This window comes from Salisaeta longa DSM 21114 (assembly GCF_000419585.1).
Classification (GTDB): domain Bacteria; phylum Bacteroidota; class Rhodothermia; order Rhodothermales; family Salinibacteraceae; genus Salisaeta; species Salisaeta longa.
Genome location: NZ_ATTH01000001.1, coordinates 1,548,026 through 1,574,339, shown reverse-complemented (window position 1 = coordinate 1,574,339; position 26,314 = coordinate 1,548,026). Strand labels below are relative to the sequence as shown.

Annotated in this window: 19 protein-coding genes; 9 read left to right on the top strand and 10 right to left on the bottom strand. The window is 64.4% G+C overall.

The window, feature by feature from the left end:
• Positions 1 to 267 precede the first annotated feature (267 nt).
• The 4 genes from SALLO_RS0106490 (at position 268) to SALLO_RS0106475 (ending at position 12,201) form a co-directional block, all read left to right on the top strand.
• Positions 268 to 2,220: a hypothetical protein gene (locus tag SALLO_RS0106490; protein WP_157621320.1), complete on the top strand. Its 1,953-nt coding sequence runs from the start codon at positions 268 to 270 to the stop codon at positions 2,218 to 2,220.
• A 78-nt stretch (positions 2,221 to 2,298) separates the two neighbouring features.
• The gene (locus tag SALLO_RS0106485; protein ID WP_157621318.1) at positions 2,299 to 8,646 is read left to right on the top strand and encodes an Ig-like domain-containing protein; all 6,348 of its coding nucleotides are present in this window, start codon (positions 2,299 to 2,301) and stop codon (positions 8,644 to 8,646) included.
• A gap of 104 nt (positions 8,647 to 8,750) precedes the next feature.
• The gene (locus tag SALLO_RS0106480) at positions 8,751 to 11,219 is read left to right on the top strand and encodes a fibronectin type III domain-containing protein (protein WP_022835499.1); all 2,469 of its coding nucleotides are present in this window, start codon (positions 8,751 to 8,753) and stop codon (positions 11,217 to 11,219) included.
• Positions 11,220 to 11,334: 115 nt separating this feature from the next.
• Positions 11,335 to 12,201: a vWA domain-containing protein gene (locus tag SALLO_RS0106475; RefSeq protein WP_022835498.1), complete on the top strand. Its 867-nt coding sequence runs from the start codon at positions 11,335 to 11,337 to the stop codon at positions 12,199 to 12,201.
• Positions 12,202 to 12,208: 7 nt separating this feature from the next.
• Here the strand turns inward: SALLO_RS0106475 and SALLO_RS0106470 are convergent, their stop codons facing one another.
• The 3 genes from SALLO_RS0106470 to SALLO_RS0106460 form a co-directional block, all read right to left on the bottom strand.
• The gene (locus SALLO_RS0106470; protein ID WP_040605733.1) at positions 12,209 to 12,769 is read right to left on the bottom strand and encodes an SPOR domain-containing protein; all 561 of its coding nucleotides are present in this window, start codon (positions 12,767 to 12,769) and stop codon (positions 12,209 to 12,211) included.
• A gap of 88 nt (positions 12,770 to 12,857) precedes the next feature.
• Positions 12,858 to 13,700, bottom strand: a complete 843-nt coding sequence (deoC, locus tag SALLO_RS0106465) for a deoxyribose-phosphate aldolase (protein WP_022835496.1) — start codon at positions 13,698 to 13,700, stop codon at positions 12,858 to 12,860.
• 72 nt (positions 13,701 to 13,772) lie between these two features.
• Positions 13,773 to 15,158, bottom strand: coding sequence for a sigma-54-dependent transcriptional regulator (locus tag SALLO_RS0106460; RefSeq protein ID WP_022835495.1), 1,386 nt, complete (start codon positions 15,156 to 15,158; stop codon positions 13,773 to 13,775).
• A gap of 172 nt (positions 15,159 to 15,330) precedes the next feature.
• Here SALLO_RS0106460 and SALLO_RS15685 point away from each other — a divergent pair, with 172 nt between their 5' ends.
• A complete protein-coding gene (locus tag SALLO_RS15685; protein WP_022835494.1) occupies positions 15,331 to 16,326 on the top strand; it encodes an ABC transporter substrate-binding protein in 996 nt (331 codons plus the stop codon).
• A 61-nt stretch (positions 16,327 to 16,387) separates the two neighbouring features.
• Here the strand turns inward: SALLO_RS15685 and SALLO_RS0106450 are convergent, their stop codons facing one another.
• Positions 16,388 to 16,609 carry a cold-shock protein gene (locus tag SALLO_RS0106450; RefSeq protein ID WP_022835493.1) on the bottom strand — a complete coding sequence of 74 codons (222 nt, stop codon included), beginning with the start codon at positions 16,607 to 16,609 and terminating at the stop codon, positions 16,388 to 16,390.
• Between the two features lie 172 nt (positions 16,610 to 16,781).
• On the opposite strand from SALLO_RS0106450, the gene SALLO_RS15680 reads away from it, so the two are divergent.
• Positions 16,782 to 17,810 carry a M14 family zinc carboxypeptidase gene (locus SALLO_RS15680; RefSeq protein WP_022835492.1) on the top strand — a complete coding sequence of 343 codons (1,029 nt, stop codon included), beginning with the start codon at positions 16,782 to 16,784 and terminating at the stop codon, positions 17,808 to 17,810.
• Positions 17,811 to 17,818: 8 nt separating this feature from the next.
• Here the strand turns inward: SALLO_RS15680 and lgt are convergent, their stop codons facing one another.
• Positions 17,819 to 18,625, bottom strand: a complete 807-nt coding sequence (gene lgt, locus SALLO_RS0106440; RefSeq protein ID WP_022835491.1) for a prolipoprotein diacylglyceryl transferase — start codon at positions 18,623 to 18,625, stop codon at positions 17,819 to 17,821.
• 74 nt (positions 18,626 to 18,699) lie between these two features.
• On the bottom strand, positions 18,700 to 19,128 hold the full coding sequence (locus tag SALLO_RS0106435; RefSeq protein ID WP_157621316.1) for a hypothetical protein: 429 nt from the start codon (positions 19,126 to 19,128) through the stop codon (positions 18,700 to 18,702).
• Positions 19,129 to 19,568: 440 nt separating this feature from the next.
• Between SALLO_RS0106435 and SALLO_RS0106425 the strand changes: the two genes are divergently transcribed.
• Both SALLO_RS0106425 and msrB read left to right on the top strand, forming a co-directional pair.
• Positions 19,569 to 21,023 carry an ATP-binding protein gene (locus SALLO_RS0106425; protein WP_051141322.1) on the top strand — a complete coding sequence of 485 codons (1,455 nt, stop codon included), beginning with the start codon at positions 19,569 to 19,571 and terminating at the stop codon, positions 21,021 to 21,023.
• A 235-nt stretch (positions 21,024 to 21,258) separates the two neighbouring features.
• Positions 21,259 to 21,645, top strand: coding sequence for a peptide-methionine (R)-S-oxide reductase MsrB (gene msrB, locus SALLO_RS0106420; RefSeq protein WP_022835487.1), 387 nt, complete (start codon positions 21,259 to 21,261; stop codon positions 21,643 to 21,645).
• A 382-nt stretch (positions 21,646 to 22,027) separates the two neighbouring features.
• On the opposite strand, the gene SALLO_RS0106415 is transcribed toward msrB, so the two are convergent.
• The 3 genes from SALLO_RS0106415 to yidD are packed head-to-tail and all read right to left on the bottom strand — an operon-like array spanning position 22,028 to position 23,255.
• Positions 22,028 to 22,504 (bottom strand): DMT family transporter, encoded by a 477-nt coding sequence (locus SALLO_RS0106415; protein WP_022835486.1) that lies wholly within the window; start codon positions 22,502 to 22,504, stop codon positions 22,028 to 22,030.
• Positions 22,505 to 22,513: 9 nt separating this feature from the next.
• Positions 22,514 to 22,972 carry a DMT family transporter gene (locus tag SALLO_RS0106410; protein WP_022835485.1) on the bottom strand — a complete coding sequence of 153 codons (459 nt, stop codon included), beginning with the start codon at positions 22,970 to 22,972 and terminating at the stop codon, positions 22,514 to 22,516.
• Positions 22,973 to 22,982: 10 nt separating this feature from the next.
• Positions 22,983 to 23,255: a membrane protein insertion efficiency factor YidD gene (gene yidD, locus SALLO_RS0106405; protein WP_022835484.1), complete on the bottom strand. Its 273-nt coding sequence runs from the start codon at positions 23,253 to 23,255 to the stop codon at positions 22,983 to 22,985.
• A 169-nt stretch (positions 23,256 to 23,424) separates the two neighbouring features.
• On the opposite strand from yidD, the gene hisI reads away from it, so the two are divergent.
• A complete protein-coding gene (gene hisI / locus SALLO_RS0106400; protein WP_028566979.1) occupies positions 23,425 to 23,817 on the top strand; it encodes a phosphoribosyl-AMP cyclohydrolase in 393 nt (130 codons plus the stop codon).
• 4 nt (positions 23,818 to 23,821) lie between these two features.
• On the opposite strand, the gene pheT is transcribed toward hisI, so the two are convergent.
• Positions 23,822 to 26,284 carry a phenylalanine--tRNA ligase subunit beta gene (pheT, locus tag SALLO_RS0106395; RefSeq protein WP_022835483.1) on the bottom strand — a complete coding sequence of 821 codons (2,463 nt, stop codon included), beginning with the start codon at positions 26,282 to 26,284 and terminating at the stop codon, positions 23,822 to 23,824.
• Between the last annotated feature and the right edge of the window lie 30 nt (positions 26,285 to 26,314).

Here is a 26,314-nt window from a genome sequence, read left to right as displayed (position 1 = left end):
CCCATGCGCGGGTGTGGATTCATGATTGCAGGGACAAGCCGCGTCTGGCACCAGGAGCCAGCACCGCTCCGGCAGCTGCTAGCTGGTGATAGCGCATCCTCTGTTGCGTGCATCGCGCAGGGTTGTGCATCCTGAATGCATGCGGTTGCAACCTGAACGCAACAGATTGCAACATAGACGAAAGCGCGCAACGACGCTGCACCGCATATTGGGGATGCGCAACGTACAAACTCCTTGGGCCCGGCCTCGACCGGGGCCCGCCCCTGTATGAAACGATCTGCTTTCGCGATACATCACGCGCTCACGGCCCGCGTTCTGTCGGACGGCGCTGCCGCTGCCCACCTTTCCGCACGTCAGCGCGGCGCGACGGCGTTGCCGCCTCGGTGGCGCCGGCGGGCCCTGGCACTGATGCTAGCCGCCGCGGCCCTCTTGGCCATGCACGTGCCTGCAACGTACGCACAGTCCGCGGGCAGCGGGCCGTCGTTTTTGGGTCGCACGATCAGCGGGAGCGTCGGGTTTTCGTCGCAGGCGTACGGCGCCAGCGGCATCCCTAGCCGTCGCCCGGGCAGCAGCTTCCAGGCGTTCGCACGCACCACGTTCGATCTCTTCGGGCTCTCGTCGGGGTTCAACCTGACGTATTCCACGACGGGCACGGGCGTGCGCCAATCCCTGAACCGCATCAGCTTTGCCACGGCCTGGGGCTGGGGGCGCGTGCGGGCCGGCACCGTCAGCCCTACGTTCTCAACCTACAGCCTTAATGGAGAAACGCTGCGCGGTGGGCTGTTGGAAGTGTCGCCCGGACCGGTGGTGGCTACGTTCGCCATGGGGCGTGCCCAGCGGGCGGTGCAGCCCCGGCCGTTTACCAGCAACGTGACGCCAGGAGCGACTCCGCTGGATCGGCGGCGCGCGTATCTACGGGGCGCGGCCTACGAGCGATGGCTGTATGCAGCGCGGCTGGGCGTTGGCTCAAAAGACGGAACCCACGTTCACCTCATCGGGCTCTTGGGGCGCGATAGCCCCGGCTCGATCGCTTCCCCAGCGCCCGGTACGCCCGACAGCCTGCGTGCAGATTCGCTCCTGCAACCGGCCGAAAATCTGAGTGTCACCCCCAGCTTCGGCCTCCAGCTCTTTGAGGGCGCGCTGAATGTGCGCGCCGAGGCGACGGCAAGTGCCTACACCCGCGATGTGCGCGACGAGCGGCTCGACCTCAGCAACAGCCGCGTGCCCAGCGCACTCACCCGTCTGTTCACGCCGCGTACCAGCAGCCGCTTCACCGTAGCAGGCCGGGCCTCGGCCGAGCTGTCGTTGCGGCGCTGGGGCATGCGCGTTGCGTACAATCGCGTACAGCCGGGCTTCCGGTCGATGGGGCGCCCGCAAGAGCAAGGCGACCGTGAGATCATCTCGGTCCGGCCGCGCGTGCGCCTGCTCGACAGCCGGCTCAACGTCAGCGGGCAATTTCAGCGGATGCGCAACAACCTGCTCGACCAGAAGATCACCACCTTGCGGCGCCGGCAGTACATGCTAAACGCGCAGATGCGTCTTAGCCGCTCGTTTACGCTGAGCAGTGCAGTGATGCAGATGGTGAACGAGAACACGCCCACCGGGGCATCGGGAAGCGGATTGGGGGCGCAGGTGCCGCTCGGTCGTTTGCTCGCGCGGCGCATTGTGGTGCGCACCCTCAGCCTCACGCCCACACTTTCGCTGCGTGGCGGGCAGCGATCGCACACATTTACGCTATCGGCCGCGCTGCAGTCGGTGGCGGATGAAAGTCCGCCCGTGCCTGGGCAAACGACGCACCGTCCCGATGCCGATACGAACAGCCTAAACGCCACGCTCAGCTACGTATTGTCGATGCCATCGGGGCTGGCCGCCAACGCATCGGCCAACTTCTCCACGAACGGCGCCGCCAGTGCCGAGACGCAGGTGACGGGGTTCAACGTGGGCGCCAGCTATGCCTTTCTGGATCAGGCCCTGCGCACCAATGCCACCGTTGGGCTTTCGCAAACGCAGAACATCTTGCAGCCCATCGGCACCATTCGCAACCCCACGTGCGACCTGGCGAGCACCTCCCGTCAGTTCACGACGATGGTGACGGCAACATATCGCTTGTGGGACGGCGGGCAGGTGAGCTTCAACCTGCGCGGATTGTCGAGCCAGTCCAGCGACGGCCCCTCGTTTCAAGAAGTGCAGACGTCCCTCCGCTTTGCCCACCGATTTTAGTCCCCAATGATTACGCGCTTCTGGATGGCTGTACGTTCCTTTTTTGCTCTCAGCGGATCTCCACGGTTTTCTATGCTCATGCCCAAGGCAACCCATGTGCTCGTTGCGCTTCTCCTGGTGTGCGCGGGGGCCGCGTTGTGCCCACCGTCTGCCAAGGCACAGGGGACGGCGCAGGTCACCATCACCGGGGTGCCGCCGGTGCTGCCCAGTCCATTTGTGGGCGATCTGCGGCAGAACTACAACCGGGGGCAGTATCTCCTGCAGTTTGCCTTCACCGGCTTCGATCCGTTTCAGTTTCGCTTTCGGGTCACGCTCTCGAAGGATGGGCAACCGCTGATTGATCGTACGAGTGACCAGAAGCTTTTTCAGCCCGGGACGTACGTGTACCGGCGCTTCTCGGACGAACCTAGCATCGACTTCAACACCAGTTTTAGCGACATCCTCAATGGGCTCTCGGGGCGGGTGCGTAGCAGCGTCTTACAGGCTGGCCTCTTGCCGGAAGGGACGTACACGCTGCGGGTGGAGCCGATGGTGCGGGACGTTGTTATGGCGACCACGATCCCCGGCATCACCACGTTTCAGGTCATCTATCCCGAGCCGCCCACCCTGGCAACGCCGGTTGACGAGACAACGGTGCAACAGGCTACGCCCACCTTTACGTGGACGCCGTCTATGAATATTCCGGCGACGGCACAGCCGCAGTATCAGGTGCTGCTGGTGGAAATGCTGCCGGGCCAAACGCCGCTTCAGGCCATTCAGTCCAACCAGATCCATTATCAGAACACCTTTGCAAACCGTACGAGCTTCACCTACACGCCCGATCTGTTGCGGTTGGAGGTAGGCAAGCGGTACGCCTGGCGCGTGGTGGCTGGGGCAACGTTGGGCGGGCAGTCGGTGCCCTTCAACAACGAGGGCCTGAGCGACATCCGCACCTTTACGTACCAGCCGGCGGGCACGCTGGCCTACGGCGATCCGCAGCTGCAAGCCCCCACCGATGGCGCAACGGTTGCGCCGACGCGTCCGCTAGAGTGGACGGCCCCCGCGGGCCTGAGCGTGGGTGCGAACAGCGCGTACATCTGGCTGGAGCAGCGCGTGCAGGTAACCGCGCGCGCCCCGGGGCAGTCGGCCGCAGCCGCCCTTGCGCAAGGCGCAACGGTGCTCGATACGGCGGTGGCGTACCAGCCAAGCAACACGTACACCCTCGATGCGCCGCCGCATCGTGGAGGCGCAGGGGAGCGCGTGTGGCAGGTGCTACTGGTGGGGCAAACGCCCGACGGCACGCTCGATACGTTAGCCACCAGCCCGGTGGAGACCTACGCCGTCACGGCGGGGCCTGCCCGTCAACCGGCCCTTGCGGAATGCCGCATGACGGCGCCGAGCGACCAGACGCCCGCCGCGACGCCCGCGCCAGGCTACGAAGGGCAAACGATTCGCGTGGGCGGCTTTCCGCTGGCCGTGCAAACGGCCCGCGGCTCGGCGGCGCAGCTCAGCGGCCGCGGCCGCATCAACGTGCCGTATCTGGGCGCGCCCCTCGCGGTAACCTTCACCAACCTCTCGGTGAACGCGGCGGGCCGCGTGTACGCCGGAACCGTCACCGCAGCACAAGATGACGCGGTGACGGCGCTCGCCGAGGGCGTGCTTGAAAACGCCACCACGACCATCGAGGCGCTGGCCCGCACGCATGCGGCCGCCATCGCCACGGCAATCACCAGGGGCCGACGGATGGCCCCGCAGCTCAACGGCACCCAGCCCGTGGGGCTGCCCTTTGGCATTGCCCCGTCCGGACGCGGGCCGATGACGCTTGCTGTAGTGGGTCTGCAGTTTGCGCCCACCGGCAGCCGCGCCAAGGCGCTGCTGCACGTGCCGATGCCCGCGCTCAACGAAACGCTGACGCTGGGCGCCGCCGATGTGTGCCTCAACAGCAACGGCCTGGGCGGCTCCTTTGCCCTGCGCCTGTTGCAAGACCGCGCCTTCCCCGCGGCGGGCGGAAAGAAAACCTTTCGGTACCAAGCGGCCGCCGGGACCGGCGCGGGCGGCGCGCCGGCCGAGGGCACGTACGCCCTGTGGGAAAACAACCAGCTGGGCGACCTCTCGGTGGCCCTCGATATTGCGTACGTGCGCAGCTGGCTGGTTCCGGTGGATGCTCAAGGCCAAGACACCGGCGGCCAAGCCACGGCGTCGTTCACGTTCACTACCGATGCGGCCCGCGGGCTGAGCGACTGGATGGCGGACGGAACCCTGGAGCGCAGCGCCCTCGCGGTGGCGCCCGACATCCTCGTGCCCGAAACGCCGGTGGTGTACGATCACGCCGCGGGCGCAAATCCGCAGGACATGCAGTTTCCTGACGATTACCAGGGCCTCACAAGCGGCCTGTGGACCGGCTTGTATGTGCCAGATGCCACCCTTACGTTGCCCGCTGCACTGCGCACCCGCGCCCAACCCGACGCCCGCCTCAGCATCGCAGCCGCGCCGCTTCTCATCGACAACGCCGGCGTGAGCCTCAGTGCGCGTGTCCAAGACCTGATGGCTTTCCCGGAGGGCGACCTTGGCGGGTGGGGCTACGGCATCGACGACTTTGTGCTCACCATTACCAAGAACTCGCTGGCCGATGCCCGCATGACGGGCGGCGTGAAAATGCCCGTGATCAACGACGGGCTGCCGTACAACGCCACCATCACACAAACCGCCAACGGCACGCTCGACTTCACCTTTCTGCTGGGTGATGCCGAGGGCCGCGTGTACAACACCAACCTGTGGCGCTCGCAGCTCCTGCTGAAAGAGGGCACCAACATCTCCATCGACTATGCCAACGGCGACTTTACGGCCGAGGCTACGCTCCACGGCGAACTGGGCGTCATTGGCCAAACGCCAGAGGTGAACATCACCGTGCCCGAGCAAACACTGACCACGCCGGAACTGGATGTCACCGTGGCCGGACAAACCGCGGGCGTCGGCCGTCAATCCCTCACCCTTCCCGAAGCGGGCCTCCGAATTTCCGGACAAACGATTAAGCTAGCCGCCATTCCATTCGAGGGGTTCACGCTGCGTAGCCGAGGCACCGACCGGGTTGATGCGGGCACGTGGAGCAAGGGCTCGTCCGACGTCGGCTACAACCTCATCGGCGGGTTTCCCATCAAAATTGGGGAGATCACCGTGAACCCGGGCGAGGGTACGAGCGGCGATGTGTCGCTTGGGTTGGCCTTTAAAGAGGTGCAGCTTTCGCTACCGGGCATGGAGCAAACCCAGATGTTCACGGCGTCGACCAGCTTCACGCTGTGGAGCACCATCACCCAGCCACGCCCCTCGCAGATGGCCGAGGCCCGGTTCGACGACTTCCACCTCGACCGCGTGCGCGTCATTGGCGGCCTCGGCAAAATATTGGAACTCGACGGCACGTTGCTGTTCTTTCAGTCGGAAACTGCTTCGGGGCGGCAGAACGAATTTGGCAAGCGCTTTGGCGACGGGATTGCCGGCAGCGTATCGGCGACCTTTATGCGACAAGCCAGCGTGCAAGCCGAGTTCATCTTCGGTACGAAAGACGATGTTGACTACTGGCTGGGCAACCTGGGCGGATTTTACCGTCAGGGGCTGCCCATCGGGCCGTTTGGCCAACTGAAAATGTTTGGCGCAAAAGGCGGCGCGTACTATCACATGAAGCCGCCGCTCACATGGACGAACAAGGCGATCAACTATCTGCCAGATTCGCCGCCACGCCGCACCGGCGATCCGTGGCCCGCGCCCGATCCGCCCGACACCGGAACCCACTACCAGGTGGATGAGAGCATTGCGCTGGGGCTGCGCGCCGGCCTTACCATCGGACTGACGCGCCCCGAGGTGTTTAACGGCGACGTCAACTTCGAGGTGGCGTTTAACAACGGGAGCACGGGGGTCGAGCAAGTCACGCTCAACGGTCAAGGCTACTTCCTGAGCAAGGGCCGCCTGCGGGGTAACATTACGCAGCGGGCGCAAACAGCCCAAGGCACGGCCGACCTGTCGCTCGTCTACAACATTCCGGACGAAACCTTTGTGGGCGACTTCGGGATGAAGTATGCTCCGGCGGCCGGCTTTATGGAAGCGTCGGGTAGTGCCAAGCTGTACATCAACGGGACCGAGGATCGGTACTACTTTCAGGTGGGCGATCCGGGCAACCAGTGGTTTCAGTTTCCGCTGGCTGGCGCGTTGGCCAAGCTAGAAATGTTTCTGTACCTGGGCAACAGCCCGCCCGCTCGGGTGAAGCCCATTAAGGCGTACTGCGATGCCGCCAACTTTGCGTGGGGCCGCGAGAGCCGGTTGTGCAGCGGCAGCTTTCAGCCCAGTCCGCCCAACCCCAACGTCGGGTTTTTGATGGGCCTTGGGGCTTCGGCGGGCTTCGGCAGTCGCTTCGCCATCTTTTACGGCGCGCTCGATGCGGGCCTTGGCGCAACGATAAATATGCAAGAGGTGGGCGCGGCCACGTGCCAGGGGACCGGCACGGTGCCCGGCAGCAACGGCTTCTACGCCCGCGGGCAGTTTTTTGCCGGCGTGTATGGCGAGGTGGGCATCATTGCCGATCTCCCCCCCATCTACACCGGACGACTCCCCATTGCCCAGCTGGGTGTGGCCACCGAACTGAATGGCGGCATTCCCAACCCCACGTGGATGAAAGGCAACGTGGCGGGACGATACCGCGTGCTGGGAGGACTCATTGAGGGCGACTTTAATTACGAATTTAGCAGTGGCACCGAGTGCCGGTTGGGCGCCGGGCAGGCATTGGCAGGCCTTGATGCCATTCAGGATGTTTCGCCGGCCCCGCGCGAAGACGACGTGAGCGTCTTTGCGCAGCCCAGTGCCACGTTTGCCCTTAACCTCGACCAGGTAGAGACCATCGAAGGGCCCAACGGTCCGGCACTGGTGCGCCTCTCCACTGATGGCATTACGCTGTACGAGGGCAACACAGCCGATGGCCCGGTGGTGCCAGGCACCTTGGAGAAACGAGACAATGGGTCGCTCATGGTCTTTAAACCAAGCGAGGCCCTTAAAGGACGCACCACGTACACCTTTACCGTGAACGCGTACGCCGAAGAGCGCGATGCGGCGGGCCGTTGGATAAGCGCGAAGGACGACGACGGCAACCGCATTCCGCAGGGCACGCGCACCGTCACCTTTACGACGGGCACGCGGCCCACAACCATCCAGCGCGACCACGTGGCCCACACCTATCCGCTCGACAAAAAGCGGTACTACGTGCGCGGCACGCACGGCCGCAACGGGCTGTACTTCACCCACGACGGGATCAACTACAGCTACCTCGAAGACATGACGGCCGCCGAGCGCGCCAACGATGAGATTCGCAGCGTGTACCTGCGGGTGCGCTACCTGTCTGTTGGGGGCGGCACATCATTTAGCACGCCCCGCGTATCGGCCGGAGGCGGATATATCACGTGGGACGAGCCGAATATCGACCGCTCCACTATTTACGCGGTACAGCTCATCCGCGTCCGTAACCTGAATATTTCTTTCCAGGAAAGGATCAACCGGCTGGGACAAAACCTCCGGGCGCAAGAAGAGCGCCGCAGCCTTACCGTGGGCGGCGGCGGGACGGCCAGCGTGCGCGAACGCAAGGTGGTAGGGACGACCACCGCTGTGCCCGGCTACAAGATTTTGTACAGCTACCACTTCGGTACGAGCCGCTACAACTCGTACAACGAAAAGCTTGATGACACCTACGTGGTGGCCGAAGACTACAACCATGAGGACGATGCCTACCGCATTGCCGTAACCTCGCGTTATGAGCCGTACGACCAGTACGACCTCTTTGGCAAAGGAAACGTCATCGATCCGTATCTTACCCTCGAAGGCCCAAGCCCTGAACCAACGGGCCGTACGACGACCGGAAGTTACGTGCGCGAGTATGTACGACCGTACATAAGCAGCTACCCGCGGAGCGCAGCCTACAACCGCGTAGATACCAACGGCCGAAGCTACCGCGGCCGGTTTGTCTTTCCGCCACACCCCCTTGTGGCATGGGTGCTGGGCGACACCGACGGCTACGGCGCGCCGCCGCTACAACAGAGCGAGCTCGTACCGGGCGGCGAGCAGTTCAATGCTGAATGGAAGGACTTCACCACGCGTTGGGAACTCCCAGACGGCGCAATGGCCGAGCATGCCGACATCAAATCGTACGTTGGAGCAAAGGCGCGTGCCAAAAAGAATGAATTGATGGCAGGCTACTCTTCTTGCTGGACATGGAGTAGCTATATGCGAGATCTCTGTGAGTCAATGCAAACGTATTTCCGTCAGGCGTCACTCAGTTCCTTTATGAGTCCTGCCGGGAGGCGCGTGTACGACGAGCCATACTCGTCTACCAAAGGAGACGGTGGCTTCGTGAAGATCGTATTGCCCGTTACGGGCGACCAGAAGTGGGATTGGTTCTACTTTGGACGCTAACACGAGGCCCACATGCCCGGGGGCGTGCACGGCGGTTCCCGGGCGCGCTGCCCCTGCTGTACGCCACACCCGTGCTTCATTTTATCCAACGATGGACGTTTCGCATGATGCAACAACCCACGACGTTTAGACGCGGACTTCTCCTGGCGGTGCTCATCGCTGCTGCTATGCACCTGGCAGTGCCCGGCGCACGAGCGCAAGAACGCCCCGAGCCGTCGCCGCCACCGCTTGATGCGCCTGTGGCTTCGCCGCCGGTGGCACCCGGCCAGCCGCCCGCCAACGCAACCACGCACGGGCTGCGCGTGCTGGCCAAGGCCGCCGCCGATAGCGTCATCTTGCGGTGGGCCCCCACCTCGGCGCGGGCCTGGCGTCATGGCAATGCCGTAGGGTACGTGGTCGAGCGCCTCAGGGTGGGCGCGCGCGTCGTTGATAGCCTCGGGGTCGAGCGTCTCCGCGACAACCTTCCGGCTGATGGAGAGCCCGTTGACGAAGCGGCCGTGCTGCGCGTGTTGGAGTCCATTAACCTGGCGGACGTAGACACGGCGGCCGTGCGCCGGGGGCTTCGGGCCGCTAACGTGCCGCGCATTCTGATTGACGACCTCCTGCGCCGCCTACAGGCCGACGTGACGCTGGCGCGTCCCGAGGACTTCCGGCCCGTCGTCGCCGACACCCTCCGCCCGTGGCCGCTTGCCACCTGGGGGCAATACGTGGAACCGAACAATCCGGCCGATCGGTACGCGGGCGTGGCCCTGCAGATGCTGTACGGCGAGACGGTGATCCCTGCCGGTACGGGGCCCTACGCCCGCCTCAAAATGAAGACCAGCACGTACAAGAGCCGCTACGGCTTCAGCTTGCTGGCGGCCGACCTGGATGCCACCGCGGCCCGCGGGCTGGCGCTGCGCCTCACCGATACCGATGTACAGCCGCGCGAGCACACCTACGTGTACCGCGTGTATCCGGCGGTGCAACCCGATAGCTTCACGGTCGACACGGCCTACGTGCGCGTGGGTCCAACCGACCTTGGGCCGCAGGTGCCGCCCCCCGCCGTGCAGGCGAAGGTAACGCAAAACAAAACGATCCTCCGCTGGCCGCGCGCCGGTCTAAACGGCGACGGGGCCTACACGGCGTACTACATCGAGCGCGCCGACGGCCGCAAAGCCCCGCTCTACCCCAATGGCATCGACGCCACCACCCAGCGCCCGCAAGCGTTTACAGGCGGCGCCTTTCAGCGGCTCAACGACCTGCCGTACCTCCCGCTCCGCAATCAGGACATGCCCACAACAAGCGCGGTGTTTACCGACAGCACCGCCGTGGCAACCCAGGAATACACCTACCGCGTCTACGGAATCACGCCGTTTGCTACGCTCAGCCTGCCGGCACAGGTGCGGGTGCGTGGCCGCGACCTCGTGGCGCCGCCTACGCCCCGCATTACCCAAAAGGAGCAGGTGAAGGGCTCCACGGTACGCATCCAGTGGGAGCTGCCGCAGCCCGCCCCCGATGACTTGGCGGGCTTCGAGGTTGGCATTTCGAACGCCCCCGATGGACCGTTTATTGCCGATTCAAGCCGGGGGCTATTGCCGCCCACCACGCGTCAAACCACCGACAGCCGCGCGCTCTCGCGTGCGATGAACTACTACGTGGTGACGGCGATCGACACGGCGGGCAATCGCGCGCGGTCGAGCTCGCGCTACATCCACCTCATCGACTCGATTCCGCCGCCCCCGCCGCACGGCCTCACGGCCCGCGCGGATACCAACGGCATCGTCACCCTGCAATGGGCCCGCAACAGCGCCCCCGACCTGCAAGGCTACAAGGTGTTTCAGTCGAATGACGCCGATGATCCCGTAACGCTAGAAACCGGACGCCTTGTGCCCGACACCGTGTACGTCGACACCCTCGAAGTGCAGTCTCTCACGCGCGAGGCCTTCTTTGCCGTCGAGGCGGTGGACGGCAACTACAACGTTTCGGAGAAGACGCGCATCCGGGTAGAGCTGCCCGATGTGGTGTCGCCTACCGCCCCGGTCATCCGCAAGGCAACGCCCACGGCACGCAGCGTGCAGCTGGTGTGGACGGCATCGGTGAGTGCCGATGTTGCCCACCATCTGGTGATGCGTCGCCCGGCCCCGGATAGCGCCTGGACCACCCTCGCCACCTTGCCCGACACGGCCGAAGCCTACACCGATGCTGCCGTTGTGCAAAATCGGGCGTACACCTACCGCATCGTGGCCGAAGATTCGACCGGGCTTCGATCGACAGGCGGGCGCCCGGTGGCCGCGCGGCCCTACGACACCGGCGTGCGCCCCGGGGTGCAGCAGCTGGAAGCGATCGCGGACGATGAGGCCGGCGTTGCCCTCACCTGGACCTACGACACACCAGCCCAGAAGGATTACTGGTTTGTGGTGTACCGCAGCACCGGCACAAGCGGGCTGCAGCGATACCGCGCCACCGAGACGCCACGCTTTCAAGATGCTGTGGCTACCGGCGCCTCGTATCAGTACGCGGTGCAAGTGGTCTACGAAGACGGCGGCCAGTCGCGCCTCTCCGAGCGGGTGACCGTCGCTCCTGAGCCGTGAGAGCCGCTGCGTAACACATTTGTTGATCGCACCGCGCGGCCCGCGGGGAACGTGGCCCATAAGCGTTCATGCCACACGCTGACCGCTACCGTTCCCCCGAGCCCTCGCATGCTGCATGCCGTATTCCGCCGAAATTAGCCGCGACCAGCCCACTGCCTTCCTGTTTTTGCTCGACCAGTCGGCGTCGATGCAAGATACCTTTGGGGGCGCGCAGGAGATGGGCGATGCGGCGCCGAGCAAGGCCCGCGTGTTGTCGGATACCGTGAACCGGTTGCTGCAGAACCTGGTGCTGCGTTGTGCGAAAGAAGACGGCGTGCGCGACTATTTCCACGTGGGCGTTATTGGCTACGGCGAGCGTGTGCAGCCGCTGGTGCAGCCGGCCGAAGGGTTCGAGGCGCCGGGCGGCCTCATCCCCATCAGTCACCTCGCCGAGCGCCCGCTGCGCATGGAGGAGCGCATCAAGACGGTGCCCACCGGCGATGGCGAATCCACCGAGCAGCGCGTCAAGGTCCCCATTTGGTTCGATCCGCACGCCAAAAACGGCACGCCGATGTGCCAGGCGCTCGATTTGGCCGCGCGCAGCGTACGCACGTGGATCGATCAGCACGCCGATAGCTTCCCGCCGGTCGTCATCAACGTTACCGACGGCGAGGCCACCGATGGCGAGCCGCTGCGCTTTGCCCAGCAGCTCCGTTCGTTTGCGACGGGCGACGGCGAGGTGCTGCTGTTCAACATCCACCTGTCGGAGTCGGAGGCGCCGGCGGTGGAGTTTCCCTCCGATCGCGCCGAGCTGCCCCACGACGACGAATACGCCGAGACGCTCTTTCAGATGTCGAGCCTGCTGCCGTTTTCGATGCGGGCCGCGGCCGAGCAGGAGGGCTATCGCGTGGACCTCGACACCCGCGGTTTCATCTTCAACGCCGATCCAACCGCGCTCGTCCGCTTCCTGGAGATTGGCACGCGGCCCAGCAACCTACGGTAGCACCGGTTCAGCGCGTGACGGTGACCGTGCTCTGTGCCAGAAAGGCATCGGGGTACTGCTTGCGGATAAAGTTGAGCGCTCGCGAAGCCCGCTGGCGGTCGGCAAACGCGCCAATGCGCACCCGGTAGTACGGCTGCCCGTAGGCAATGACGATGGGCAAGTCCTTCGGAAAGACGTCTTGCGGCGCGTCCTCGCGGACCTTCGTCCACCAGTTGCGCACCTGCAGACGAAATTCCTCGGAGGCCTGCTTGTCGGTGGCCGAGAACACCTGGATGCGGTAGCCCTGCACGGTTTGCTGGATGCCCTGATCGGCGGCGCCGCGCATCAGGCGGGTGGGTACGCGGTGGCGGATTTTGAGCTCGCGCTGCGGCGGGCTCACCGGATAGCGGCTGGGGTCGAACGTTTCGTACGTGGCCCAGTCGACCGTGGCGGTCTGCGGAGTTTGCGGGGCGCGCGGGCCGCGCGCATCGGAGGTATCCGCTGGAGTACGTGCCGAGCGCGGCCCGCTGCACGCGAGCAATCCCAGGCTGGTAGCAAGCACCACGGCAGAAAACATGCGAAAAGACATCGGCAGGCGGATTGTTGAGTTTCTACGAACGTAGGCATTACAGGCGTCAGGATCAAGCGGCCGGCAGAAAAACCGCCCGCACGGCGCGTCAGTACGACGCATCCGACGCCGCGGCGCCCTCCATGATGCCCACCGAGCCGCTCGCGCCGATGCGGGTGGCGCCGTGGGCGAGCATGGCCCGCGCCTTGTCTAGCGAACCGACGCCGCCCGACGCTTTAACGCCTAGCGCGTCGCCCACCACCTGGCGCATGAGGGCCACAGCAGAAAAGGTGGCGCCGCCGCCGGAAAAGCCCGTAGCGGTCTTCACGAAGTCGGCCCCGGCGGCCTTAGCGATCTGTGCAGCGACGGCGGTCTCGGCATCCGACAGCAAGGGCGTCTCCAGGATGACCTTCACGAGCACCTCGCGGTCGGCGTCGGCAGCGGCATCCACCACCGCGGCGATGTCGTCGTGCACGTCGGTGTAGCGCCCGCTCTTGAAAGCGCCCAGGTTCATGACCATGTCCAGCTCGTGGGCGCCGTCGGTGAGGGCCTGTCCGGCTTCGGTAGCTTTCACCACGGGACGATTGGCGCCCAGGGGAAACCCGATGACGGTGCACACGCGGACGTCGCTGTCGCGCAGGTGCTGCGTGGCAAGGGGCACGTAGGCCGGCGGAATGCAGACGGCGCCAAACTGGTACTGCAGGGCTTCCTCGCAGCACTGCTGGATGGCCGCATCGGTCGCGGTAGGCGTAAGCTGCGTGTGATCGATGCGGGCAGCTACCGCCGCGGGCGTGGGTGGCGCGTCGGGCGTGCGCGGCCCTGCGAGCCCCGGGGTGCGGGGCGGATCGAGCGCGGCACGGGCCGCGGCAACAAATGATTGATTCGGCGCAGACACCTGGTCGTGAAGAGCGGCCAGGGCCTCATCGAGCACGTTGGGGGCGGGCAGTTCCATGCTGCAGCGTGTAAATGCAAAAAGGTACGGGCCCGCTCATACCTTGCGGCCCGCGGTGCTGTTGCAGGGCGCTTAGCGATCCACGACTTCGTCTAAGTTGTAGCGCTTGCGTTTGTCCCACAGCGTCTTTTTCGAGATTCCGAGCTCGTCCGAGATGTCGGCGTAGCTGCTGTCGTTGGTTTCGAGCGTGCGGCGGATGTACGCCTTCTCCAAGTCTTTCAGCGTGCGGCCGAGAGGGAAGTGAAACGAGGCGTCGTCGCCGTGCAGGTCGCCCAGTTGGCCGGGCCGGGCGAGTGCCAAATCGGAGGCTTCGATCCGCGAGCCGGTGGCAAAAATCATGGCGCGCTCCAGTACGTTGCGCAGCTCGCGGACGTTGCCGGGCCACATGTGATCCAGCATTTTCTTTTTCGCCGCTTCGGTGAAGCCCTTAATGGAGCGGCCCAGGTCGCGGTTGAATTCCCCAATCAGATGCTTGGCAATCAGCAGCACGTCGTCGCCCATGTGCCGCAGCGCGGGCAGTTTGACGTTGACGACGTTGATGCGAAAGAAGAGGTCTTTCCGGAACGATTTTTCCTTTACGCTCGACTCCAGGTCGGCGTTGGTGGCGCACAGCACGCGCACGTCCACCTCCAGGTCTTCGACGCCGCCGAGCCGGCGAAACGTACGGCTTTCCAAAAACGAGAGCAGCTTCGCCTGCAGCGCCATGCTCATCGAGTCGATTTCGTCGAGGAAGAGCGTGCCGCCGTCGGCGATCTCGACGAGGCCCTGCTTCGAGTCGCGGGCGTCGGTGAAGGCGCCCTCCTCGTACCCAAAGAGCTCGGCCTCTAGCAGGTTGTCGGGCAGGGCCGCGCAGTTCACCTCCATGAAGGCTTTCTTGCGGCGCGGCGAGTTGTAGTGCAGCGTTTGCGCGGCCAGGTTTTTGCCGGTGCCGGTTTCGCCCGAAAAGAGGACGGTGGTGTTGGCGGCGTCAGAGAGCGTGCGGATGGTGTCGCGCACTTGCGCGATGGGATCGCTTGCGCCCAAGATGCCGTCGATAGCGTACTTGGCTTGCTGCTCGTCTTTAATCTGCTCCAGCTCCTTGTGGGCGCCGTACAGGTCGAGCGCCCGTTCCAGCAACGCGCGCATCTCCTCCAAATTGACGGGCTTTTGGAGGTAGTGGAAGGCGCCCTGCCGCATAGCCTCCACCGCCGTTTGAACCGACGAGTGCGCCGTCATGATGATAACCGGTGCCTTCACCTCACGTTCGTTTAGGAGTTCCAGCAGCTCCAAGCCGTCCATGTCGGGCATCATCATGTCGGCCAGGATGACATCGGGCGGGCGCTTGCTCTCGTCAAGCGCCTTGAGCATCTTGGTGGGGCTGATGAACGACTCGACCTCGTACCCGTCTCGAACCAATACGTTGGTAAAAAGATTACCAATCTTCGGTTCGTCGTCGACGATGTAGACACGTTTTTTCATGAGTGGGAGATCTTGTAATTGAGCAGATTAAGATGTCGCACGCGACGCCGGGCGGCGCAGCCTATGCTGCGAAGCACTGATTAGTTTTGTAACTCTTGGGGCAATACTTCCGACCCACATGCAAGCCAATTGTTTTGCGCAGCGCGTGAGTTTCCGACCGCATGCCGGCGCTATGCGGGGAAAACGGCAAGATAACCGTCCATATAGGCGGCTGTTATCATCTTTTGGCGCGATATGCCTGCTGGTTGTTGCGCTGTGGAGCGCGGGCTGCCGCGCCGGCGACGGGTCCACCGAGGCAGCTACGGCCGACACGACGGTAACGGACGCGCTGGGACGCACGGTGGTGCTCCCGCAGCCGGTGCGGCGCGTGGTGTCGATGGCGCCCAACCTCACGGAGATTATCGTAGCGGCGGGCGCGGCCCATCGGCTCGTGGGTGTTACGACGGCCGACGACTTTCCGCCGACCGTGGTGGATGCGTTGCCGGCCATTCAGGCGTTGCCGCCCAACTACGAGGCGATCGTGCAGCAGCGCCCCGAGGCGGTGTGGGCGACGGATCAGGTGAACACGCCGCGAATGGCCGAGACGCTGCAGGGGCTGGGCGTTCCGGTGTACTTCTTCTCGTTCGGGTCGGTGGACGACGTGTGGGCGGCGATCCGAACGACCGGCGCGTTGCTGGGCACGCCCGCGCCGGCCGGCGCGGCGGCCGATTCGCTCGCGGCCCGCATGGACACGCTCCGGCAGCGCATGGCGGATGTGGCGCAGCGCCCCCGCGTGCTCGTGCTGATTGGCGACGAGACGCTGTACGCGTTTGGCGGGAGCAGTTACGTGCACACCCTAGTGGCCGCCGCGGGGGGGCAAAGCATCACCCGCACCCTCGACGCCGCAGCGCCCACGCTCAGCGAAGCGTACGTGCTCAAGCAACAACCGGATGTAATTATCGGCGCGTGGGGACGCTCCTACGACCCCAATCGGCTCCTGAAGCTGCACCCCACGTGGGACGTGGTGCCCGCTATTCGCAACAACCGGGTGTACAGCGTGCCGGCCGACTGGCTCCTGCGCCCGGGGCCGCGCCTCGTACGGGGCGCCTATGCCATCGCGCGCGCCCTGCATCCGCAACAGATGCCGGCGATCGCTTCAACAGCCTCCGAAGAGGGCCGCGGTCAATAAAAAACGCCCCATCGAATCATCGACAAGGCGTCTTTTCATGCGGGTAAGTCAGTGGCACAGCTTATCCGATAACCACCACTTCCTGGGCGTTGAGTCCTTTGTCGGTGCGGCCGGGCGTAAACTCCACCCGGGTGTTCTCTTCAAGAGTACGGAAGCCTTCACCGACGATCTCGCTGTAGTGCACGAAGAGATCTTCTCCCCCCATGTCGTCGTCAGGTACGATGAAGCCAAATCCTTTGTCGTTGCTGAACCACTTAACGGTTCCGGTTTTACGCTCTGCCATGATGCTGGACAATAAAAGTAGAAACAGTAATGCTTGTGTGATAACAGCGCGCGGCCGTTGCATGACGACGAACTGTTACGCATCCACACAATACAAGACACGATAGGTGTTGTCAAGTTTCAATTGCAAATCGTCGATTTCGGAGCCCGTCTCAATCAATTCTTGCCATTCGATGGAGGATCTACAGCCCACAGCGTGGCGCCAGCCGTCAACCTTCACCACGCAGGCAGACAGCCTCGACCGGCTCGAAGCCGCGTGCGCAGCTTCCGATCATGCGCGCTACCAGCACATTGGGACGAGCGAGGGGGGCCGCCCCCTAGCAGGGGTTGTGCTTGGCGACGGGCCGCGCACCGTGAGCCTGATTGCCGGAAATCATGCCGACGAGCCGGTGGGGCCGGCCACGCTTCGGCAGCTGGTGCTGGACGCGTGCCAGCATCCGGAGTGGTTCGGGGACTTGTTTGATGCCTACACGGTGCTTGTGGTGCCGCACACCAATCCCGATGCCGAGGCCCGCAATCAGCCGTGGATTAGCCGGTGGCCCGACGCCCGCGCTTTTTTGGAGCATCGCGTGCGTGAACAGCCGGGCCGCGACCTGGAGTTTGGCTATCCGGCGATGCGGCCCGAGAACGAGGCCGTCGCGCGGTTCATCCGGCCCCACGCGCCGGTCGCCCTGCACATGAGTCTGCACGGTATGGCGTTTGCCGAGGGCGGGCTGCTGCTCATCAACCGGCCGTGGACGTTTCGGACCGAGGCGCTGCAGGCGGCGTTTCGCGCGGCCACCGCACGGGCCAACTTGGGCCTGCATGACCACAACCGGAAGGGCGAAAAGGGCTTCTTTTACATCGATAAGGGGTTTACCACCACGCCCGAGGGCGCGGCCATGCGCACGTTCTTCGAGGCGCAGGGCAACCCCGCGATGGCCGCGCGCTTTCACGACAGCTCGATGGAGTTCGTGGAGGGGCTGGGCGGCGATCCGCTGGCACTGGTGACCGAGCTGCCGCTGTTTCGGGTGCACAACGCGGCCCCCGCGCCGGGGCGCCCGACGGCGTACCTCCGATTAAAAGCGCGCATCGCGCAGGGCGCTTCGTTTGAGGCACTCACCGAAAACTTCGAGTGGACGCCCGTGCCGCTGGAAACCGCCGTCGCGTTGCAGCAGCAGACCATCGCAGCGGCGCTGCGCACGGTGCATGCCGCCGGTTGAGCGACCCCTCACCTACGATACGAGGGCTGGCGGGTCTGCGCGTTGCGCGATCGGACGATCAGCCAGATGCCCAGCGCGATGGCAGGAAGGCTGAGCAGCTGCCCCATGCTTAACGGCAGCGCCTCGCCAAACGTCGCCTGGCGCATCTTCACAAACTCAATAAAGAAGCGCACGCCAAAGATCAGCAGCATGAACAGGCCCGTGAGAAACCCGCGCGGCGTGTCGCTGCCCTGACGCTCGTATATGCGCTGCAGCAGCACGAAGATGATGAAGTAGCTGATGGCCTCATACAGCTGCGCCGGGTGGCGCGGTACGGGCGACACGCGCTCAAAGACCACGGCCCACGAGACATCGGTTGGCGTGCCCAAAATCTCCGAGTTGAAAAAGTTGCCGAGCCGGATGAAGGCGCCGGTGAGGGCAATGGGCGGCGCCAGGCGGTCGGTGAGCCACAGGAAGGGCTGATCCTGACGCGAGCGGCTGTACAGCCAGATGGCTAGCAGCACGCCAATGAGCCCGCCATGGCTGGCCAGGCCGCCTTCCCACACCTGCGGAATTTCCAGCGGATGCGCAAAGTAGTAGCCCGGCGCGTAAAACAGCACGTGCCCGAGGCGCGCGCCAATCACCGTACCGCCCAGCAAATACATCAGCAGCGCATCCAGGTCCTTGATCGGCCGATCTTCGCGCTCAAACACGCGCTGCATCAGGTAAAAGCCAATCAGGAAGCCCAGGGCAAAGAGGAGGCCGTACCAGCGCGGGGCCAGCGGCCCCAACCGGAAGATGACAGGGTCTGGGCTCCAGTGGAAGTAGGGCGACATGGCCGGTGGGGTTCGTGAAACAAACGCGTGGTGTGTAGCCCGCACCGCAGCACACGTTCGGCCTTCATGGAACCTTAACGGTTGGTCGTGAGCGAATCAACGGGCACCACGCGGTAGCCCCGCAGGCCAATGGTGCGGATGGTATGATTCGTTCCCGCAAACGGAATCCAGAACAGCCCGCTGGCGTCGCCGGTTTTGAGGCGGTGCGCGCCAACGCGCCCGGTGGCAACGGCCGACCGCTCGGTGCCGTTGGCCGCCCGAAAAATGACCTCGAAGCGGTAGCGTACCGGATACGCGTTGGTGTTCTGCAGCTTGATGACCACGCCGTTGTGGTGGTTGTCGGCCCGTGGGTAGAACAGGTAATAGAACTGCAAGCCGTTGCGAACAAGCATGGGCGTCCAGGCCGCTTCGTGCCACGCCATCGCCGAGTCGGGCGTCGACGGGCGCTGGGCGCGGGCCGCGGGCGTCGCGAGCCATCCGCCAAGAAGAAGAGCGACAGCCAAGATGCCGTAGCGCATAGGCTAGACAACCTAAATGAAGCAAGGTCTGCACTTCTCTACTACGGAGCCAAGACACCAAGGCTCCGTGCCGCCGTGGATGGCGTAATGGCAGGGGATCCTGACGAGCCGCGTGCACCATCCGCACAAACATCCGCGTGCTTAACGGAGTAGACGTACACAAACAGACTGAACATGCCCCACCGCGTCCATGCCTATGTTGACATTAAACGCACGTTGAACCCCGAGATGGCTGGGATGCGCGACGCGCTTATCCATCAGTATTTTGCCGCTCCCTTCGAAACGGTGTGAATTACGATTCACCATCGCTTTCTGCCCATTCAAGATCAAATCCGTCGCATGCTAGACGCATTGCCCCCGGACACCTAACTCCTTTTGAGCGCCCATCGCACCTTCGACTGCTTTTATCTGTTATCCATTTTTCCATGGAGTCCAATCAACCAAACCGCTCAAACGAAGCCCGTCGATTCGATCTCAACATGAAGGAGGATTTGCTGGAAGCATGGGCACCCAGCGACGGCATTCGGGAGCTCATCGCCAACGCTCTTGACGAGCAGGTGCTTACGGGCACCGATCCAGTCGCTATTGAGGTCAATGGCCGTGCCTCTGAAATTCGCGACTACGGTCGCGGGCTCCGGTACGAGCATTTTGCGCAGGGAGAGGACGAAGAGAAGCTTTCTAAACCCGACCAGGTCATCGGCAAGTTTGGCGTCGGCCTTAAAGACGCGCTGGCCGTGCTCTACCGCCATGGAGTCAATGTCACCATCCATTCGCCGCACAACACGTTTACCGTCGAAGAGGCACCCAAAGCCGAGTTCGACGATGTCGAGACGCTACACGCTGTCGTCCATCCGCCCGAACATCCCGACCTCCAGGGCACGCGTGTGCTGCTGGAGGGGGTGTCTGAAGCGGACGTCGAAACGGCCAAACGCAACTTCCTTCAGTTCACTGATGAAGAGCGTATCGAGGCTACCAACTTCGGCGAGATCTACGCTAAGCCCGATGGCAAGAACGCCGCGATCTACGTGACGGGTCTCCGCGTCGCCACCGAGCCGGATTTCCTCTTCAGCTACAATATCACAAACACGACAAAGAAAGTCCGCGACGCGTTGAACCGGGAGCGCTCTAACGTAGGGCGCACCGCGTATACGCCGCGCGTCAAGAAAATCCTGCAGGCGGCTGAATCTGAGGCGGTGGCCGAGCGGTTAGTCGCCGACCTAGAGCGCTTTACCCGGGGCACGGCGCATGAAGAACTTGGGTGGAAGCCAATCCGCCTCCACGCCGCCAAGCTCATGAACAGTCTTCGAGATGTCGTTTTTGCGACCGTCGAGGAGCAGCACTCGAATCGAGACCTTCTCGATCATGCGCGTGAAGACGGGTACGAGATCATCACGGTCCCCGACAACATCCGCTGGGAGATTCAAGAAGCGGAAGACGTGAGCGGAAACATGATGCGCGATGTCGGAGCGTATGCCGTTGAATACGATGAGAGCTTTCAGTACGACTGGGTTGACGAAAGCGAGCTGAGTAAGCAGGAGCGCAAGGTGTGGGCCCTGCGCGACGATATTTTAGGTCTCATCGCGGACCTTCCTACCATCCATGAGATTCGGATTTCGGAAACGATGCGTATTACGGGTGGTGAGGGATGGAAGACGCAAGGACTATGGGAGCGAGCCGAGAGTCGCATTATTATTCACCGTCCGATATTGCGCAACCCGGTGAAATTCGCTGGTATTCTACTCCATGAGGTTGCGCATCCGAAAAGTGGATCAAAAGATCAAACCCGTGAGTTTGAAAGAGAACTGACAGATATGCTGGGAGAGTGCGCCATCGCAGCTATTGACACCTCCGATTCATTTCTCAAACGATTCTTTCCCTAACGATACCACTGGTGCCATTGATGACTAGGTGACCAAAGAATGGGTCCACAAAGCTAACTAGACGACAAAAATTGTGAGGAATGGCGGAGGATGTTGATATACCGCTGGATGGGCCGTTGCCAGTAGAATGGAGCTGCCGTAATCATTACAGATTGGATGGAGTTGCGCGAATCCTCGCGCGCCAGCCGTGCGTTTTGTCGCTCCACTAACCGTTGATCTATCCCCACAACGCGTTATGAGCGACGACACTTCGCTTAAGAAAACGCTGACCGACGAGCAGTACCACGTCACGCAAGAAGGCGGCACCGAGCGCGCGTTTACCGGTGCGTACTGGGACCACGACGAAGACGGCATCTACCGCTGCGTGTGCTGTGGCGCGCCGCTCTTTGCCTCCGACACCAAGTTCAAGTCGGGCAGCGGGTGGCCTAGCTTTTACGATGTGCTGGAGGCTGAAAATATCGACACGAAGGTCGACCGGAGCCTGGGCATGCGCCGCATCGAAGCGACGTGTGGGCAGTGCGGGGCGCACCTCGGCCACGTGTTCGACGACGGTCCGCAGCCCACCGGAAAGCGGTACTGCATCAACTCGGCTGCCCTCGACTTCGAAGCATCCGACGACTAGCGCCGCGTCAACCGTGACTTTGCACGCTTGATTTGGCCAAGGGCTCGCCGGCATAGCGGACAACCCAGCATCGAACGCGCACCGTTCTACCGTCATCCGGCTGCTCGTGTGCTCCAGGTTTTGCCTGCATCGCGTGTGGTACGTTTTGCCATTGGGCGGGCGCTCGAACAGCGATGATTGTGGCCGCGGAGCCCTCCGGTGCGTCCGAGACGCCGTTCACTTCGGGGCCGATCTCCGCAACCCCCAGGCGTGCCTCTTTCATCTAGGACAATGCACACACCCCAGCGCCAGTCACTCACTAGGCGTCGTTTGAGATCCCTCACGGCCAGTGCGCGGCCGGACCGCTACGGCCTCGCTGACAAGAGGGCCTTTCAAACAGAGGCTAACGCGTCTCCGCATCCGATAAGGCCGAATCGTTTTGAATGGCCATGCGGCGCTCGCGCATCACGAGGCCCGCGCCCGCCATCACGAGCAGCAAGCCGCAGGCCCGCAGCGGCGAGAGCGGCAGCCGCACGTCGCCCAGCCAGCCCCAGTGGTCGATGGCCGCCGATACCGACAACTGGGCCATGAGCATCAGTACGGCGAACAGCACCGCCCCCACCTTCCGCACCGCGTAGTTGCTGGCTGTTACCATGAACAGGCCAATGGCGCCGCCGCTGTAGTACACCCACGGCACATCCGGCGCCCACAGCGTGCCCGTCGAGAAGCCAACGAGGAGCAGGGCTGCCGCGCCCAGCGCCCCCATCACGTGGTTGATCCACGAGCCGTCGAGGCTGCCCACGCGCGCCGAGAGCGCGGCGTTCACCATGCGGCTGGCCGTAGACAGCAGTCCGTTTACAAGTGCAAGCAGAACAAACATAGCGGGTCGTTATCCAAAGCGGACGAGCAGCACGCCGAGTACCACCAGCACCAGGCCAGCAATGCGCAGGCGCGACAGGCGGATCTGCGGGAGGCCGAACCAGCCGAAGCGGTCGGCCAGGCTCGAAAAGAACAAGTCGGCCGCCACGAATAGGCTCACGGCGAGGGCCGTGCCCAGGTGCGGCACAATGAGGTTGGCCACCAGCACCATAAACACGCCCATGAGTCCGCCGGTGTACTCGCGCCACGGAATGTTCTGGTAGCGGGTGATGGAGCGGGCCTCGCGGCGCGGAAGCACCAGCAACAGGCCCACGAGCGCGCCGACAAAGTGCACGATGAACGAGCTCTCCAGCGGCCCCACGTACTGCCCGAGCGTGGCATTGATGCGAATCTGAAATGCGACGAGGACGCCCGTGGCAAGGCTGGCGCCGTAGGCCAGGGCGGTGGTGCGATCGGTGGTGGCACGCATGAGCGAGGGGTTACGTGTGCGAGGACGGCGGCGGTTCGTTAAACCAGCGCGGCGGGTCGTAGCCGTGCCCGCCCCACGGGTGACAGCGTGCGATGCGGTAAAGCGTGAGCACGAGGCCCTTCGCCGCACCGTATGTTCGGAAGGCTTGCACCGCGTAGGCCGAGCACGTGGGATGGAAGCGACAGGTGGAGGGAAACAGGGGCGACACGATCTGCTGGTACCCCTTCACAAGGCCAATGAGGAGCAGGCGCGGCAGCCGGGCGAGGACGCGAAGCAGCTTCATGTCAAAAACCTCTGGTGATGAAAACAACGCGCGGGCCGCGCAGCACCGCCGCCGATGCTGCCGTCCGCATGCGTTTTATTCGGCAAACCCGGAAAGTGTCCGCCGAACCGGTGCGCACAGGCATCGTTGGGATGATGTTCGCCCGCTGTTCGTCCAAGTGCTCCCCGCTATGCCTTCTCCCGATGCGTTCATTGAAGCCGTTGCCTTCGATGACGACGGACTCGTGCCGGTCGTCGTTCAAGACGATGCCACCGATCAGGTGTTGATGCTCGCCTACATGACCGCCGACACGCTGCGGCAAACGCTCACCACCGGCCGCATGACGTACTGGAGCCGCTCGCGCCAGGCCGTGTGGGTGAAGGGCGCCACCAGCGGCCACACGCAGCACGTGCGCGCGGCCCGCATCGACTGCGACGGCGACACGCTGCTGTTTCGGGTGGAGCAGGCGGGCGGGGCCTGCCACACCGGCCACGCGTCGTGCTTCTACCGGCGCTGGGATGATGACGCGGGCCTCGTGGCGGATGGCGAGCAGGTGTTCGACCCGGAGGCCGTGTACTCGTGAGGCGCTACGCCGCGTCGCGGATGGACGCGTCGAACGTGCCGGTGAGCGCGCCCTCGATGGCCTGCATGCGCTCGTCAATCTCCTGATCGGTGAGCGTGCGATCGGCGCCCAGTTGCATGCGGAAGGCGAGGCTCTGCTGCCCCTCGGGAATGCCGGCGCCGGTGAAGCGATCGAAGAGCACCACCTCTTGCAGCAGCGGCTGCCCGGCCGTGCGGATGGCGTCGAGGAGCGGGCCGGCCGGCTGGTCGTCGGGGACGAGCACGGCGAGGTCGCGTTCGGCCACGGGATGGCGCTGCACCGGCTCGTAGCGCCGCTCGGGCAGGTGGGCCACGTGCGCAGCGAGCGTGTTCCAGTCGAACTCTGCCACAAACACGGGCGCGTCGAGGTCGTAGGCGCGGGCCACCTCCTCGTCGAGGCGCATGATCGTTCCCACCTCTTGTTCATCAAGCCGATACGACAGGGCGTAGGCCGCCGTGGGCGGAGGCTCCGAAGCGGGGGCCGCGGAAACCAGCGCGTCAAGCCGCAGCTCGCGCAGCACCGCAGCGGCTATGCCCTTCAGGTCGTAGAAGTCGGCCGGGCGCGGCTTGGTGTCCCAGTGGGTGGGCGCGTGCGGCCCCGTCCAGGCCAGGAGCAGCGCTTCGTGCTCGGCATAGCCCGGCACCAGCGTCTCCTCGTGCGCGCCGGCCTGGCGAAACACGCGGCCAAACTCGAACACGCGCAGGGCCTCCTGGCCATGGTTGGTGTTAAACTGCAGGACGTCCAGCACGCCCGGCAGCAGGCGCGGGCGCAGCGCGGCCATCGTTTGGGCGATGGGGTTCAGGGTTTGCACGGCCGGGGTGGAATGCGGATTGAAGCGCTCGGCTTTTTCCACCGAGCACATGCTGTTGGTGTACAGCTCGCGGAAGCCGTGGCCACGCAGCGCGTCGCGGATGTCGTTGCGCAGGTCTTCGCGCAGGCGGCGGGTGGGCGTTTGGTTGGGAAGGGGTACGCGCGCCGGCTCGGGAATGCGGTCGTAGCCCCACACGCGGGCCACTTCTTCCATCAGGTCTTCCTCGATCGACACGTCGGGCCGCCACGGGGGCACGGTGCAGGCGAGGCCCTCGGCCGTAGCGGACACGTCGAAGCCGAGGCGCTCCAGGATGCCGCGGGCGGCGGCGGGCGGCACCTCGGTGCCCAGGCGTTCCGACAGGCGCTCGGGGCGCAGCGTGACGGTAGCGGGCGCCGGAGGGACGGGATGCGCATCGACCAGACCGTCCACCACGGTGCCGCCGGCCAACGAGGCCATGAGCTGGGCCGCCCACGCCGCCGCGCGCGCTTGGCCGGTGCGGTCGACGCCGCGCTCGAAGCGGTACGACGAATCGGTTTGCAGGCCCAGGGCCTTGGCGGCGCGCCGGATGCGCGACGGATCGAAGTAGGCGCTCTCAATCAGCACGTCGGTGGTTGTGTCGGTCACCTCCGAGTTGGCGCCGCCCATCACGCCCGCAACGGCAACGGGACGCTCGGCATCGTGAATCATGAGCGTGCCGGGCGGTACGGTGCGCGTGGCGCCGTCGAGCGTTTCGACGTCGGTGGGCGCCTCGGCGGCGCGCACGTGGATGGCAGGGCCGGCCAGCGCGTCGAGGTCGAACGCGTGCAGCGGCTGCCCCAGCGCGTGCAGCACGTAGTTCGTGATGTCGACGATGGTGTTGCGCGGCTGCAGGCCGATGGCGGTGAGGCGGCGGCGCAGCCACAGCGGCGAAGGGCCCACGGTTACGTCACGCACCACCATGGCCACGTAGCGCGGGCAGCCCTCGACATCGTCAATCGACACGTCAACCTGCGCGGCGGCCGCGCCGCCCGGGGCGGGCACGTCCACCGCGGGCATCTGCAGGGATTGCTCGGTCTTGGCCGCGAGATCGCGGGCCACGCCCAGGTGACTGGCGGCGTCGGGGCGGTTGGGGGTCAGGTCGATCTCGAAGATGTGATCCTCGGCGGCCACATTGTGCGCGTCGAGGTACGCGGCAAACGACTCGCCAACGCGGGCATCGTCGGGCAGCACCATGATGCCCGCGTGGTTGTCCGAGAGCTCCAGCTCGTCCTCGGCGCAGATCATGCCGTGCGAGGTTTCGCCGCGGATGGTGCGCGTCTCAATGGTAAGGGGCGTGCGCGTGCCGTCGTCGGCGGTTTGGTAGAGCGTGGTGCCCACGGTGGCCACCGGCGCCTTTTGGCCGGCCGCCACGTTGGGGGCGCCGCAGGCAATTTGAAGCGGTGCGCCGGTGCCAATGTTTACATCGCAGAGCACGAGGCGATCGGCGTTGGGGTGCGGGCGCACGTTCAGGATCTCGCCCACCACCACGCCGTCCATGGCATGCCCCAGGCGGCGCTGGCCGTCCACCTCCAGGCCGAGCATGGTGAGCGTATCGGCGAGGGCCGCGGGGGCCGCGTCAAGCGATACAAAGTCCGAGAGCCAGCGGTAACTGATGTCCATGAGCAACAGAAGCGTTGATGCGTCAGCAGA

Bases quoted from the DNA above. Each gene is read 5' to 3' on its own strand.
- SALLO_RS0106490 (WP_157621320.1), top strand. From the start codon at position 268: ATGAAACGATCTGCTTTCGCGATACATCACGCGCTCACGGCCCGCGTT.
- SALLO_RS0106485 (WP_157621318.1), top strand. From the start codon at position 2,299: ATGCCCAAGGCAACCCATGTGCTCGTTGCGCTTCTCCTGGTGTGCGCG.
- SALLO_RS0106480 (WP_022835499.1), top strand. From the start codon at position 8,751: ATGATGCAACAACCCACGACGTTTAGACGCGGACTTCTCCTGGCGGTG.
- SALLO_RS0106475 (WP_022835498.1), top strand. From the start codon at position 11,335: ATGCCGTATTCCGCCGAAATTAGCCGCGACCAGCCCACTGCCTTCCTG.
- SALLO_RS0106470 (WP_040605733.1), bottom strand. From the start codon at position 12,769: ATGTCTTTTCGCATGTTTTCTGCCGTGGTGCTTGCTACCAGCCTGGGA.
- deoC (WP_022835496.1), bottom strand. From the start codon at position 13,700: ATGGAACTGCCCGCCCCCAACGTGCTCGATGAGGCCCTGGCCGCTCTT.
- SALLO_RS0106460 (WP_022835495.1), bottom strand. From the start codon at position 15,158: ATGAAAAAACGTGTCTACATCGTCGACGACGAACCGAAGATTGGTAAT.
- SALLO_RS15685 (WP_022835494.1), top strand. From the start codon at position 15,331: ATGCGGGGAAAACGGCAAGATAACCGTCCATATAGGCGGCTGTTATCA.
- SALLO_RS0106450 (WP_022835493.1), bottom strand. From the start codon at position 16,609: ATGGCAGAGCGTAAAACCGGAACCGTTAAGTGGTTCAGCAACGACAAA.
- SALLO_RS15680 (WP_022835492.1), top strand. From the start codon at position 16,782: ATGGAGGATCTACAGCCCACAGCGTGGCGCCAGCCGTCAACCTTCACC.
- lgt (WP_022835491.1), bottom strand. From the start codon at position 18,625: ATGTCGCCCTACTTCCACTGGAGCCCAGACCCTGTCATCTTCCGGTTG.
- SALLO_RS0106425 (WP_051141322.1), top strand. From the start codon at position 19,569: ATGGAGTCCAATCAACCAAACCGCTCAAACGAAGCCCGTCGATTCGAT.
- msrB (WP_022835487.1), top strand. From the start codon at position 21,259: ATGAGCGACGACACTTCGCTTAAGAAAACGCTGACCGACGAGCAGTAC.
- SALLO_RS0106415 (WP_022835486.1), bottom strand. From the start codon at position 22,504: ATGTTTGTTCTGCTTGCACTTGTAAACGGACTGCTGTCTACGGCCAGC.
- SALLO_RS0106410 (WP_022835485.1), bottom strand. From the start codon at position 22,972: ATGCGTGCCACCACCGATCGCACCACCGCCCTGGCCTACGGCGCCAGC.
- yidD (WP_022835484.1), bottom strand. From the start codon at position 23,255: ATGAAGCTGCTTCGCGTCCTCGCCCGGCTGCCGCGCCTGCTCCTCATT.
- hisI (WP_028566979.1), top strand. From the start codon at position 23,425: ATGCCTTCTCCCGATGCGTTCATTGAAGCCGTTGCCTTCGATGACGAC.
- pheT (WP_022835483.1), bottom strand. From the start codon at position 26,284: ATGGACATCAGTTACCGCTGGCTCTCGGACTTTGTATCGCTTGACGCG.